The sequence below is a fragment of the Aeromonas sp. FDAARGOS 1404 genome, assembly GCF_019047085.1.
GTDB classification, from domain to species: Bacteria; Pseudomonadota; Gammaproteobacteria; order Enterobacterales; family Aeromonadaceae; genus Aeromonas; species Aeromonas veronii.
Genome location: NZ_CP077237.1, coordinates 1,619,660 through 1,632,472 on the forward strand (window position 1 = coordinate 1,619,660; position 12,813 = coordinate 1,632,472).

Here is a 12,813-nt window from a genome sequence, read left to right on the forward strand (position 1 = left end):
CTTGCGAATATGGTGGTCGTTACTGGGATCGAACCAGTGACCCCCTCCTTGTAAGGGAGGTGCTCTCCCAGCTGAGCTAAACGACCTGGGATTCTTGAAATGATGGTGGGTCGTGCTGGATTCGAACCAGCGACCAATTGATTAAAAGTCAACTGCTCTACCGACTGAGCTAACGACCCATCTAAATCATTTTTTTAAACTTTTTACTGCAAATATGGTGGTCGTTACTGGGATCGAACCAGTGACCCCCTCCTTGTAAGGGAGGTGCTCTCCCAGCTGAGCTAAACGACCTGGGATTCTTGAAATGATGGTGGGTCGTGCTGGATTCGAACCAGCGACCAATTGATTAAAAGTCAACTGCTCTACCGACTGAGCTAACGACCCATCTAAATCATTTTTTTACAAACTGGTGGTCGTTACTGGGATCGAACCAGTGACCCCCTCCTTGTAAGGGAGGTGCTCTCCCAGCTGAGCTAAACGACCTGGGATTCTGAAATGATGGTGGGTCGTGCTGGATTCGAACCAGCGACCAATTGATTAAAAGTCAACTGCTCTACCGACTGAGCTAACGACCCATCTAAATCATTTTTTTTACAAACTGGTGGTCGTTACTGGGATCGAACCAGTGACCCCCTCCTTGTAAGGGAGGTGCTCTCCCAGCTGAGCTAAACGACCTGGGATTCTGAAATGATGGTGGGTCGTGCTGGATTCGAACCAGCGACCAATTGATTAAAAGTCAACTGCTCTACCGACTGAGCTAACGACCCATCTAAATCATTTTTACTTACAAACTGGTGGTCGTTACTGGGATCGAACCAGTGACCCCCTCCTTGTAAGGGAGGTGCTCTCCCAGCTGAGCTAAACGACCTGGGATTCTGAAATGATGGTGGGTCGTGCTGGATTCGAACCAGCGACCAATTGATTAAAAGTCAACTGCTCTACCGACTGAGCTAACGACCCATCTAAATCATTTTTTTTCAAACTGGTGGTCGTTACTGGGATCGAACCAGTGACCCCCTCCTTGTAAGGGAGGTGCTCTCCCAGCTGAGCTAAACGACCTGGGAATTCTGTCTCCACCGAGTGGAGAAAATGGTGGGTCGTGCTGGATTCGAACCAGCGACCAATTGATTAAAAGTCAACTGCTCTACCGACTGAGCTAACGACCCTCACCACGACCAGTTCCGACTGCATTACTGCTTCGGCTCTGACGGCGGCCTATATTACGGATTTAAATTTCCGGTGCAACAGAAAATTCGTAATTTAAATCCGTTTGCTCAATGTGCGTACAAATGCAGGCTGTTTTTACAGTAGCGTTACGAAAACAGTGACATACAGCAATGTTACAGCTTGGCCAGACTCTGTTTGGCCAACTGGGCCGGCGAGGTGTTGGGATAGCCCTTGATCACCTGCTCATAGAAGGATTTGGCTTCCGCCTTCTTGCCATCTAGCTGCGCCAGCATACCCAGCTTCAGCAGCGCATCGGCTCGCTTGGGGGATTTGCTGTATTTGTTGGCCACGGTCGAAAACTGGGCCGAGGCACCGGCTCTGTCACCCTTGTTGAACAGCAACTGGCCGAGCCAGTAGTGTGCATTGGGAACATAGCCCGAATTGGGGTACTGCTTGATAAAGCCCTGGAAAGCCGGAATGGCTTTGTCGTAGTTCTTCTCTTTGAGCACCATGTTGACCGCTGCGTCGTAGGCCTGGTTCTCATCCTGATTGGTTGAGTAATTGGCGGTAGCAGCCGGTGTGGCAGCAGCGGGGGCCGGGGCGGCTGGAGCAGCTTGCTGGCTGCTGGCAACCTTGTCGAGCTCTTGGTAGAGCTGGCGCTGGCGCTCTTGCGACTGTTCCATCTGGTAGGTCTGCTGCTCCAGCTGACCACGCAGCTCGGAGACCTCCCCTTGCAGGGAGTCGACCTGTTGCTGCAATTCAGCTTGCAGTCGCAGACGGGCATTGAGGGTGCGCTCCAGCAGGGCAACCCGATCTTCCAGGCTACCGGTGGGCACGATGGCGCCGTTGTTGCCGCTAAGGACAACCCCACCACTTGAGTCACCGCCCAGATCGCTGACCGGTGCCGCAGCTTGCGCATTCAGAGCAACCATTACGGCCAGCGCAACGACAGCTTGCTTGTACACAGATTTCATTCGGATCAAACCTTAGCGTTTAGTACAGATAAAACGGCCAGCGCCATCGTCGCTCGCATATGCAGATTTCATTCGGATCAAACCTTGGCGTTTAGTGCAAATAAAACGGCCATCGAAATGGCCGCTTGCATATAAACGAACTTCGTTCGGTTTAAACCTTAGTAAACCAGAACCGCGCGGCGGTTTTTGGCAAAGGCATCCTCGGTGTGGGACATGTCCAGCGGCTTCTCTTCGCCATAGCTGACGATGGAGAGCTGCTCGGCCTGCACACCCAGGGTTTGCAGATACTTGGCAACAGCCTTGGCACGACGCTCGCCCAGGGCGATGTTGTACTCCGGAGTACCGCGCTCATCGGCGTGACCTTCGATCAGGACTTTCACGCTCGGGCGCTCGCGCAGGTAGCTGGCGTGGGCATCCAGCAGATCAGCGTACTGACCCTGGATATCGTAACCGTCGAACGGGAAGTAGATCACGTTGTCACGCTGCAGTGCTTCGAACTTCTGACGCATCTGCTCTTCCGGGGACAACATGCCGTTGGCGCCGCCGGTTTGTACACCGCCCATGCCGTCGGTCATACCTGATTCAGCGCCAGCGGCGTCGGAATCAGAAGAAGAACTACAAGCGGCCAGGGTGAACAGTGGCAGTGCGATGGCCAAACCCTTGAGCAGTTTATTGAGTTGCATGCTATTTCCTTAAACCTTTATAACAAAACAAAAAACAATTGGATTTTTATCAATTCAAGAAGGGCGACCAAGCTGGTGCACGAATTTCACCGCTACTGGTCGGAAGCACAGCCTTGAAGCGACCATCAGTCGACACCAACGCGAGACTCTTACGACCCTGATAGATGGTGGCATAAATGATCATGCTGCCATTGGGAGCCACACTTGGCGACTCATCCAGAGCACTCTGGGTAAGGACCAACAGGGCATTGTTTTCCATGTCCTGACGGGCAATACGATACTGTCCCTGAACACGGGTCACCATCACCATGATTTTGCCATCAGGAGTGATGGATGCACCCTGGTTGGATTCACCTTCCCAAGTCATCCGGCGAGTCATACCAGTCGCCAAATTTACGCTATAAATCTGGGGTTTGCCACCACGTTCAGAGGTGAACAACAAATTTTGCCCATCCGGCATCCAGGAGGGTTCGGTGTCGATCACACGGCTGGTTGTAACCCGGGTCAGCTGCTTGCTAGCGACATCAACCACATAGAGGTTCGGTGAACCATCTTTGGAGAGAACGATAGCCAGACGACGACCATCCGGAGACCACTCCGGCGCCCCGTTGATACCGCGGAAACTGGTGATCAGGCTGCGCTGCTGGGTGTAGATATCCTGCACGTAGATTTCGGACTTCTGGTTCTCGAAGCTCACGTAAGCCAGCTTGCTGCCATCCGGCGACCAGGCTGGAGACATCAAGGGCTCGCGGGAGCGCAGCAGGGTCTTCTCGTTGTAACCGTCGTAGTCAGAAATACGCAGCTGGTACGGGAACTGGGTACCCTGCTGGACGGAGACGTAAGCCAGACGGGTCAGGAAGGCACCGCGCTCGCCAGTCAGACGCTCATAGACGATGTCGGAGATACGGTGGGCAAACTGGCGCATCTGGGCACCCGGGATGGTCGCCATACGGCTATCCAGGATGTAACCATTGCTCTCGCCACCTTGCGCCTTGGCCAGCTGGCCTTTCAGCACATCGACCAGCTCGAAGTTGACCTTGTAAGTGCCGTCACCGACTGCCGAAATGGAACCCACCACCACGGCTTCAACCCCTTGGGAGGCCCAGGGAGCGAAGTTGATCTCGCTGCTGCTGCTCGGGGTCTGCGGCATCTGGCCACGGGCCAGCGGCTTGAACTTGCCGCTGCGCATCAGGTCGTTGGAGACCACTTCCGCGATGTCCTGCGGCAACTGCCCGTTGCCTTCCCACTTGAAGGGGGCGACGGCGATGGGGCGTGCGCTATCAATACCGCCGGTGATGACGATGTCCAGGGCCGCCTGGGCACTCTGGCCCAGCAACAAACAGCCAACCAAAGCAAAAAATACTTTTCTGATCATGGCTTAAATACTCGGTTCCAATATAGATGAGAGGTTAAATTCCTTTCTCGGCGAGAGGTTGCCAACCGGAGGCAAGCAACCTCGTTTTATCACGCTTAGATACTCGGTTCTAACTTCAGGTTAAATTCCTTCAACATCTCGAATGCCGCAGGATCCTTGGGCACAGGCAGTTGATTGGCTTTCAGAACAGCCGCCTTACCGGAACGACAAACCGCCGGGTCACCCTGGCCGTTATCTACCGATATGACAAAGCCACTGCTCGCAAGACGTACGCCGATAGTACATGTTTTGCCCCGCATGGTGGGATCCAAAATCATATACCGCTCAACAGTGGCCTTGATGAGCGCCGCATATTTGTCGACTTCGCCCTGGGCTGCTGCCGATGCCGCCTGACTGCGGGCATTGGCCTCAGCCGACAGCTGCTGCTGCATCATCTCTTCCATCTCTTTTTGCAGCTTGGCCTGCTCGGCCGCTTTACGCTTGCGCTCAGCCGCGATCTTGGCCTGCTTTTCGGCCTCTGCCTTGGCTTTCTTCTCTGCGTCAGCTTTTGCCTTTTTCTCAGCCTCTTCCTTGGCCTTCTTCTCGGCCTCGGCTTTGGCTTTTTTCTCTGCTTCTGCCTTGGCTTTCTTCTCGGCTTCGGCTTTGGCCTTCTTTTCAGCTTCCGCTTTCTTGGCCTTGGCTTCTGCCGCCTTTGCCTTCTCTTCGGCCTCTTTCTTCTCTTGTTCCTTTTTCTTCTTCAACGCCAACGCCTTGCTCTCGGCTTCCGCCGCTTTACGCTCGGCTTCGGCCTTCTTGGCCTTCTGCTCTTCCAGCTTGCGGGCTTCCTCGGCTTTCTGCGCCTTCTCTTCCGCCTGCTTCTGCTCGGCAACCTTCTTCTGCTTCTCGGCCTCGGCCTTGCGAGTCGCCTCTTCGGCCTGCTTGCGCTTGGTCTCGGCGATGCGAAGCTGCTCCTGTTTCTGAGCCAGCTCGCGCTTGGCGAGATCCGTGTCTTCCTTATCCTTCTCTTTCTCTACCTTTTGAGGCTTGGGCTGAGATTTCTGCTGCTGGATCTGCTTGGCCTGTTCGTTGAGGAAGTTCTCATCGAGCATGACGGCATTGACGATCTGCCCCTTCGATTCGGGTCGTTTCGGTTTGCTGAAATCGAGCCCGACAAACAGGATGATGCCGATGATCAGGTGCAGCAGAAACGACGCGATGAGATAACCGGAAATACCACGCTTCACATCCATCTCCGTTAGTTCACCGGATCTGTCATCAGGCCAACCTGAGGCACACCCGCATTCTTGAGGGCCACCATCAACAGGATCACCTCTTCGTAGCGCACGGCCTTGTCACCCGCGACCACCACGGGGGCATTCTGGTTGATCGCCAGATAGCCCATGGCTTTTTCGGTGATGTATTGCTGCATCGCCTCTGGCGTGCCGCTTGGCACCGGCTCGTCATCGGCTTCGCCAGCCTTGATGACATACTCGCCTTCGGTATTGACGCTGACGATGAAGGGCGGCTTGGCATCTTCCGGCAACTGCTCGGACTCAGCCTGTGGCAGATCCACCTTGACCCCTTGCGTGATCACCGGCGTGACCGCCATAAAGATGATAAGCAGCACCAGCATGACGTCGATATAGGGAACCACGTTGATCTCGGCCACCTTCTTGCGCCGGATCCGCTGATAGGTTTGCATTACTGATCACCCTGCTGCTGTGCAATTTGACGGTTCAGAATGGTAGTGAACTCGTCCATGAAGTTGGCGTAGGCGTTCTCCAGCCGCTCGACCTTGTTGGAGAAACGGTTATAGAAGATAACCGCCGGGATAGCGGCAAACAGACCCATGGCGGTAGCGATCAGCGCTTCCGCGATACCCGGTGCCACCATTTGCAGGGTGGCCTGCTGCACCTGACCCAGGGCGATAAAGGCGTTCATGATCCCCCATACGGTACCGAACAGACCGATATAGGGGCTGATGGAGCCGATGGTCGCCAGCACCGGCAAGTTGGATTCCAGATCATCCACCGCGCGGGAGAGGGAGACGCGCATGGCGCGGTAGGTACCATCCATCACCGCATCCTGACCACGGGCACCGGCCTTGAGCAAGCGGGCATACTCCTTGAAGCCGGAGTAGAAGATATCTTCCATGCCTTCGATATCATCGCGGCGGGAAGAGGACTCCTGATAGAGGCGATTGAGATCGACCCCTGACCAGAAGCGATCTTCAAACTGTTCCGATGCGAGATTGGCCGCCTTGATCGCCTTTGAACGCTGGATAATCAGCGCCCACGAGACAATAGACATGCTCATCAGGGTCATCATGACCAGTTTTACCAACAGGCTGGCTTGCCAAAACAGGCCAATAAACGAAATTTCAGCGTGCACTTAACAGCACTCCCTTGATTTTTTCAGGTATAGCTACAGGTTTCATTTGCGGATGACTGACACAGGCTATCTGTACCATGGCCTGGGTGATCAGTCGTCCATCAGCCGCCAGGATCTGCTGCGAAAAGCGCAGGGATGCGCGTTTCACTTCAATCACTTGCGTTAATACATTCAATAGTTCATTAAAACGGGCCGCCGAGCGGAAATCGATCTCAGTTCGGCTCACCACGAAGGCATATCCCTCCTGCAGCCAGACGTCCTGTTCGACCCCTTTGGCACGAAGAAACTCGGTGCGAGCACGTTCCATAAACTTGAGATAATTGGCGTTGTAGACAATGCCCCCGGCGTCGGTGTCTTCGTAGTAGACACGCACCGGAAACTCAAAGACTTCCCCCATAACAATCTGTGATCCATTCGACAGTCAGATGGGGGGCTATCATAGCGCAGGGCTGAATAGGAAAGAAGCAGGGGGAGACAGGGAAATCCTGCCTCCCCCCGTTTTTTATGAAAGGAAATATGAATGTGTCAGCCAGAGGCCATACAACAAACTGGGCCAGGCGAGCCAGGGGTTGAACAGCACACGTCCGGGCAGGCTTTTCAGATGAAAGCCAAGCCCGTTAAGTACGCCACAACAGACGGCCCACATCAGCCAGGGAGCAAGCCAGAGACCATGCTCGCTGGTGTTGGCCGCGATCAGATTGGGGGCCTGTAAAATAGCGACGGCCAACAAGGCCGCCGCGAGTAACATCAACCCCTGCCACGGCTGCCGCTCCAGTGGAGCGGCCAGCCTGGCGAGTCGATCACTTGTTTTCATCGATCTGACGATCCATGTTCTCGGTGTGTTCCAGCCATAGCGCATTGATGATGCCAAATGCACAGGCCAGCAACAGTCCCAGGATCCAGGTGAAATACCACATTGTCAGCGCACCTCTTAATAGAGAGATTGTTGGTTATCTTCGATGTGCTTGTTGGTTACCCGGCCAAACATCTTGATGTAAGTCCAGATGGTGTAACCCAGCACAATCGGTACGAAGATCGCTGCAGCCACTGTCATCACCTGCAAGGTGTTGAAAGAGGCGGTAGCATCCCACATGGTCAGGCTCAGTGACGGCTCAAGGCTTGAGGGCATCACGAACGGGAACATGGAGAAACCGGCAGTGAGGATGACCCCGGCAATCGCCAACGAGGAGCTGGTAAACGCCAGCCAGCCGATGTTCATGCGGGCAAACAGCGCAGTCAGCAGGCTCATGGCCAGACCCAGTACAGGGGCGGCCACCATCCACGGATAGAGGGTGTAGTTGTTCATCCAGGCACCAGCCTGCAGGACAACTTCCTTGTTCATCGGGTTGGATACCGCGTCAGTCGCAGCAGCCTTGACGATGACATACCCTTCCATACCGCTTACCCACCAACCTGCGGCAGCAAACAGCACCAGGGTCAGCAGTGAGCAGATCATGGCGGCAGTGCGGGAACGCGCCAGCACTTCACCGTCGGTCTTCATCATCAACCAGGTTGCGCCCTGGGTGAGCAGCATGAACAGGCTCACCAGACCAGCCAGAATGCCGAACGGGTTAAGCAGGCCGAAGAAGTTGCCGTGATAGGTCAACATCATGAACTGGTTAAACTCGAACGGAACGCCTTGCAGCAGGTTGCCAAAGGCCACACCAAAGACGATGGGCGGTACTGCGCTACCGGCGAACAAGGCCCAGTCCCAGTTGCTGCGCCATTTTGCATCAGCACGCAGGGAGCGGTACTTGAAACCGACCGGACGCAGGAACAGCGCCATCAGAGTCAGGATCATGGCGATGTAGAAGCCGGAGAAGGTCGCGGCATACACCATCGGCCAGGCGGCGAACAAGGCACCACCGGCAGTGACCAGCCAAACCTGGTTACCTTCCCAGTGCGGTCCCATGGTGTTGAGCATCACGCGGCGCTCGACATCTTTCTTGCCGACGAACGGGAGCAGTGCGCCTACCCCCATGTCGAAGCCGTCAGTGATGGCAAAACCGATCAGCAGTACGCCGACCAGAGCCCACCAGATGACACGCAGAGTTTCGTAATCAAACATGGTCGCTCTCCTTATGCCTTGATCTGTTCAAAGTGATACTTGCCAGTCTTCAGGCTGCTGGGGCCAAGACGGGCATACTTGAACATCAGGTACATCTCGATAACCAGAAGTACGGTATAGAACAGGCAGATACCGATCAGAGAGAACCAGATCTCGGCTGCAGGCAAGTTGGATGCAGAGAGGGAAGTCGGCAACACCTCTGCAATGGTCCACGGTTGGCGACCATATTCAGCAACAAACCAGCCAGCTTCGATAGCTATCCACGGCAGCGGGATACCCCACAGCAGACCCTTGAGCAGCCACTTGCGCTTGCCGATCTGGTGACGGGCACTGTCATAGAAGGCCATACCAATCAGCACCAGCATCAGCATGCCGACGGCAACCATGATGCGGAAGGCGAAGAACAGCGGCAGAACCTGCGGGATGGAGTCATCCACTGCGGCCTTGATCTGCTCGTCGGTAGCATCGGTCACGTTGCTGGTGTAGCGCTTGAGCAGCAGACCGTAGCCCAGATCCTGCTTCACTTCGTCGAAGCGAGCGCGGGTCTCGTCAGACTTGTCACCGGATTGCAGCTTGGTCAGCAGGTCGTAAGCGGTCATACCGTTACGAACGCGCAGTTCGTGCTCGCTCTTCAGATCCTTCAGACCGGTTACCTGACCGTCCAGAGAACGGGTCGCGATAATGCCCAGCGCATAGGGGATCTTGATGGCGTAGTCGGTGCGCATCTCTTCCTGATTCGGAATACCGAACAGGGTAAAGGCGGCCGGAGCAGGTTCAGTCTCCCACTCAGCTTCGATAGCGGCCAGTTTCACCTTCTGCACTTCACCGGTCTCGTAACCGGATTCGTCACCGAGGATCAGCACGGACACGATGGAAGCCATACCGAACGCGGCGGCAATGGCGAAGGAGCGACGGGCGAACGCCACATCACGATTCTTCAGCAGGTAGTAGGAGGAGATACCCAGCACAAACATGGCGCCACAGGTATAACCAGCCGCCACAGTGTGGACGAACTTGACCTGAGCAACCGGATTGAGCACCACGTCAGCGAAGCTCATCATCTCCATTCGCATGGATTCGAAGTTGAACTCGGCACCGACCGGGTTCTGCATCCAGCCGTTGGCGACCAGGATCCAGAGGGCGGAGAGGTTGGTACCCAGCGCCATCAACCAGGTGGCAGCCAGATGCTGATGCTTGCTCAGACGATCCCAACCAAAGAAGAACATACCGACGAAGGTGGACTCCAGGAAGAAGGCCATCAGCCCTTCGATAGCCAGCGGGGCCCCGAAGATATCGCCGACATAATGGGAGTAGTAAGCCCAGTTCGTCCCGAACTGGAACTCCATGGCCAGACCTGTGGTGACCCCCAAGGCAAAGTTGATACCAAACAACTTACCCCAGAATTTGGTCATGTCCCGGTAGATGGTGTTGTTGGTCATCACATAGACGGATTCCATGATCGCCAGGAGAAAGGCCATTCCCAGCGTCAGGGGTACAAACAAAAAGTGATAAAGGGCCGTCGCAGCGAACTGGAACCGCGATAGGTCTACCACATGCTCAGCAATCATGATGTTTCCTCACCGATTATTGGCACGGCTATTTTAAGTTTTAAGCACAAAGCTTCCGTTGGAGGTTATCGAATGAGCCTTATTGGGACGTGTCACAACAAAACGCGTTCAGTAACCACTGGCATTAACAACAAGGCAATACGAGAACACAAATAAAGCTAATGTTTAACAATTCCAAAACAATCAGCCTGAATTTATTCTCGCCCATGATGACCGGGTTTTTATATCACCTTTATTTGATTGAAATCAATGTAAAAGGACCCGCCATACATGGCTTTGAAAGGCATTTTTAATCTATTTCACGATTATTGACGCGAGCCAGATCACAAAACACGATAAAGCGTAAAACATTGATTTAAATCAATTTAAGAATTTAACATCCCGCCACTCGGTTTAATTTGAAAAGCGTGAATGACGCGCCTTTTTCCATGTTATCCGAGTCAGGCAATCTGATTCGAAAACTCAATTTAAAATTGCAAAGAATGCATACTCATGCGAACCAATTTCATCAACAAAGACATTAGATAAACTAATTTGAAGAGTGCAATTTTTCTTGTTTGCCGGGGTCGATTCGAACTCCTACAATGCGCCTCGCAGTGAGGGCATACCCTTGGATACAGGCCGGTTAATCCGGGTTCACGGTACGTATTCGACGATCAATTTGAACCTGTCTATTGGAATCGAAGATGAAAAAGTTTGTTGCTAAAACCATCCGTTACTACAAGCTTTCCTTTGTTCAGCTCTATCAACTGAACCGACTCTGAGAGCTCGCGACGGCTCACCTGTTTATTTTCCGGTCTGTGTCCAGACGCACTCACTGTCTGTGAACATCCATCCTGAATTGTCTTTGCCCACCGCATCCGCCGTGGGCTTTTTTTTGCCCGGATAATAAAAAACCGCCTTTGACGGCGGTTTCATGTTCAAACGACTGTTTTTACTTCTCATCTGGTCGCTGAAGACCGAAATGAGCGTAGGCTCGTGTGGTCGCAATCCGTCCTCTGGGTGTACGTTGCAGATACCCTTGCTGGATCAGATAAGGCTCCAGCACATCTTCGATAGTATCTTTCTCTTCCCCGATCGCGGCGGCCAGATTATCGAGACCCACCGGCCCCCCCATAAACTTGTCTATCACAGCCAACAATAACTTGCGGTCCATGAAGTCAAAACCTTCGTTATCGACATCCAGCATGTCCATGGCGCGGGCAGCAATGGGGCCGTCGATCCGGCCATCGGATTTCACCTGGGCAAAGTCGCGCACCCGCCTTAACAAACGGTTAGCAATCCGCGGCGTGCCGCGAGAGCGACGGGCGACCTCAATGGCACCATCTTCCGTCATGTCTAGCCCCAGACAACGGGCACTGCGGGAGACGATATCGGTCAGGTCCTTGACGTTGTAGAACTCCAGCCGCTGGACGATGCCGAAGCGATCCCGCAGCGGGCTGGTCAGTGAACCTGCCCGGGTGGTAGCGCCAATCAGGGTGAAGGGAGGCAGATCCAGCTTGATGGAGCGAGCTGCGGGTCCCTCCCCGATCATGATGTCGAGCTGGTAATCCTCCATCGCTGGATAGAGCACCTCCTCCACCACAGGACTGAGGCGATGGATTTCATCGATGAACAGCACATCGTTTGGCTCGAGGTTGGTGAGCAGCGCGGCCAGATCCCCCGCTTTCTCCAGTACAGGGCCGGAGGTGGTCTTGATATTGACCCCCATCTCGTTGGCGACGATGTTGGCGAGGGTAGTCTTGCCCAGACCCGGCGGACCGAAGATCAGCAGGTGATCGAGTGCTTCACCCCGCTGACGGGCCGCTTCGATAAAGATCTCCATCTGTTCGCAGACGGTATCCTGACCGGTGTAGTCAGCCAGCTTCTTGGGGCGGATAGCCCGGTCAATAATGTCATCCTCACGGGCGGCACTGGCCGAAATGAGGCGGTCTGCTTCAATCATCAACTACCTCATACCAGGCTACGCAGGGATTCACGGATGATATCTTCCACCGACATCCCCTCTTTGGCGATCTTGCTAACAATCTGACTCGCCTGCTGCGGCTTGTAACCGAGGGCCACCAGCGCACTGGCCGCCTCTTCGGTCACATCCGGTGCCCGCAATTCGGGCTCACTGGCTGGCAGGGTGACCATGGCCGGGGAGAAGAGGTCGTGACTGACCCACCCCTTGAGGCGATCCTTCATCTCCACCACCAGCCGCTCGGCGGTCTTCTTGCCGACTCCCGGCAGTTTGACCAAAGAGCTTATCTCTTCACGTTCGACACTCAGCACAAACTGGGTAGCTGTCATGCCGGAGAGAATAGCCAGCGCCAGCTTGGGGCCGACTCCGTTGGTCTTGATCAGCTCGCGGAACAGTGCCCGCTCCTGTTTGTGGTTGAAACCATAAAGCAACTGGGCATCTTCCCGCACCACAAAGTGAGTATGGATGGTCGCTTCCTTGCCGATCTCCGGCAAATCATAGAAGCAGCTCATCGGCATCTGTACCTCATAGCCAACCCCGCCCACTTCCAGCAGGACCTCGGGGGGCTGCTTTTCAATGACAATGCCTCTCAAGCGACCAATCACGGCTCTCTCCTCACCAATACAACTATTCGTAAATTGGCTC

The 12,813-nt window shown here is 54.4% G+C and carries 13 protein-coding genes and 12 tRNA genes; all 25 read right to left on the reverse strand.

The window, feature by feature from the left end; genetic code table 11:
* Positions 1-10: 10 nt before the first annotated feature.
* The 25 genes from I6L34_RS07370 to ruvA all read right to left on the reverse strand — a co-directional run bounded on the left by I6L34_RS07370 (position 11) and on the right by ruvA (position 12,773).
* Positions 11-86, reverse strand: a tRNA-Val gene (locus tag I6L34_RS07370).
* Positions 87-103: 17 nt separating this feature from the next.
* Positions 104-179: transfer RNA gene (locus I6L34_RS07375), tRNA-Lys, on the reverse strand.
* Between the two features lie 36 nt (positions 180-215).
* Positions 216-291 (reverse strand) — tRNA-Val (locus I6L34_RS07380).
* Positions 292-308: 17 nt separating this feature from the next.
* Positions 309-384: transfer RNA gene (locus I6L34_RS07385), tRNA-Lys, on the reverse strand.
* A 23-nt stretch (positions 385-407) separates the two neighbouring features.
* Positions 408-483, reverse strand: a tRNA-Val gene (locus I6L34_RS07390).
* Between the two features lie 16 nt (positions 484-499).
* Positions 500-575: transfer RNA gene (locus I6L34_RS07395), tRNA-Lys, on the reverse strand.
* Between the two features lie 24 nt (positions 576-599).
* Positions 600-675: transfer RNA gene (locus I6L34_RS07400), tRNA-Val, on the reverse strand.
* Between the two features lie 16 nt (positions 676-691).
* Positions 692-767, reverse strand: a tRNA-Lys gene (locus tag I6L34_RS07405).
* A 25-nt stretch (positions 768-792) separates the two neighbouring features.
* Positions 793-868: transfer RNA gene (locus I6L34_RS07410), tRNA-Val, on the reverse strand.
* A 16-nt stretch (positions 869-884) separates the two neighbouring features.
* A tRNA-Lys gene (locus I6L34_RS07415) sits at positions 885-960 on the reverse strand.
* Positions 961-983: 23 nt separating this feature from the next.
* Positions 984-1,059, reverse strand: a tRNA-Val gene (locus I6L34_RS07420).
* A gap of 31 nt (positions 1,060-1,090) precedes the next feature.
* Positions 1,091-1,166 (reverse strand) — tRNA-Lys (locus I6L34_RS07425).
* A 174-nt stretch (positions 1,167-1,340) separates the two neighbouring features.
* Positions 1,341-2,141 carry a tol-pal system protein YbgF gene (gene ybgF / locus I6L34_RS07430; RefSeq protein WP_058056440.1) on the reverse strand — a complete coding sequence of 267 codons (801 nt, stop codon included), beginning with the start codon at positions 2,139-2,141 and terminating at the stop codon, positions 1,341-1,343.
* 158 nt (positions 2,142-2,299) lie between these two features.
* Positions 2,300-2,824 carry a peptidoglycan-associated lipoprotein Pal gene (gene pal / locus I6L34_RS07435; RefSeq protein WP_005304908.1) on the reverse strand — a complete coding sequence of 175 codons (525 nt, stop codon included), beginning with the start codon at positions 2,822-2,824 and terminating at the stop codon, positions 2,300-2,302.
* Between the two features lie 49 nt (positions 2,825-2,873).
* On the reverse strand, positions 2,874-4,199 hold the full coding sequence (tolB, locus tag I6L34_RS07440; protein ID WP_005335728.1) for a Tol-Pal system beta propeller repeat protein TolB: 1,326 nt from the start codon (positions 4,197-4,199) through the stop codon (positions 2,874-2,876).
* A 95-nt stretch (positions 4,200-4,294) separates the two neighbouring features.
* Positions 4,295-5,428, reverse strand: a complete 1,134-nt coding sequence (gene tolA, locus I6L34_RS07445; protein ID WP_216956372.1) for a cell envelope integrity protein TolA — start codon at positions 5,426-5,428, stop codon at positions 4,295-4,297.
* A 5-nt stretch (positions 5,429-5,433) separates the two neighbouring features.
* Positions 5,434-5,880 (reverse strand): protein TolR, encoded by a 447-nt coding sequence (tolR, locus tag I6L34_RS07450; protein WP_005335733.1) that lies wholly within the window; start codon positions 5,878-5,880, stop codon positions 5,434-5,436.
* Positions 5,880-6,569 (reverse strand): protein TolQ, encoded by a 690-nt coding sequence (gene tolQ / locus I6L34_RS07455; RefSeq protein WP_005335735.1) that lies wholly within the window; start codon positions 6,567-6,569, stop codon positions 5,880-5,882. The genes tolR and tolQ overlap by 1 nt, the downstream gene beginning before the upstream one ends.
* A complete protein-coding gene (ybgC, locus tag I6L34_RS07460) occupies positions 6,559-6,966 on the reverse strand; it encodes a tol-pal system-associated acyl-CoA thioesterase (protein WP_005335737.1) in 408 nt (135 codons plus the stop codon). The genes tolQ and ybgC overlap by 11 nt, the downstream gene beginning before the upstream one ends.
* 105 nt (positions 6,967-7,071) lie before the next feature.
* The gene (locus I6L34_RS07465; protein ID WP_041202810.1) at positions 7,072-7,383 is read right to left on the reverse strand and encodes a cyd operon YbgE family protein; all 312 of its coding nucleotides are present in this window, start codon (positions 7,381-7,383) and stop codon (positions 7,072-7,074) included.
* Complete coding sequence (cydX, locus tag I6L34_RS07470) at positions 7,370-7,486, reverse strand: cytochrome bd-I oxidase subunit CydX (RefSeq protein ID WP_005304933.1); 117 nt, start codon at positions 7,484-7,486, stop codon at positions 7,370-7,372. Before cydX ends, I6L34_RS07465 begins: the two co-directional genes overlap by 14 nt.
* 14 nt (positions 7,487-7,500) lie before the next feature.
* Positions 7,501-8,637 carry a cytochrome d ubiquinol oxidase subunit II gene (gene cydB / locus I6L34_RS07475; RefSeq protein WP_005335741.1) on the reverse strand — a complete coding sequence of 379 codons (1,137 nt, stop codon included), beginning with the start codon at positions 8,635-8,637 and terminating at the stop codon, positions 7,501-7,503.
* An 11-nt stretch (positions 8,638-8,648) separates the two neighbouring features.
* Positions 8,649-10,205, reverse strand: a complete 1,557-nt coding sequence (locus I6L34_RS07480; RefSeq protein ID WP_005335743.1) for a cytochrome ubiquinol oxidase subunit I — start codon at positions 10,203-10,205, stop codon at positions 8,649-8,651.
* Positions 10,206-11,139: 934 nt separating this feature from the next.
* The gene (gene ruvB / locus I6L34_RS07485) at positions 11,140-12,150 is read right to left on the reverse strand and encodes a Holliday junction branch migration DNA helicase RuvB (protein WP_005335744.1); all 1,011 of its coding nucleotides are present in this window, start codon (positions 12,148-12,150) and stop codon (positions 11,140-11,142) included.
* 8 nt (positions 12,151-12,158) lie between these two features.
* The gene (gene ruvA / locus I6L34_RS07490; protein WP_005335746.1) at positions 12,159-12,773 is read right to left on the reverse strand and encodes a Holliday junction branch migration protein RuvA; all 615 of its coding nucleotides are present in this window, start codon (positions 12,771-12,773) and stop codon (positions 12,159-12,161) included.
* Positions 12,774-12,813: the final 40 nt, after the last annotated feature.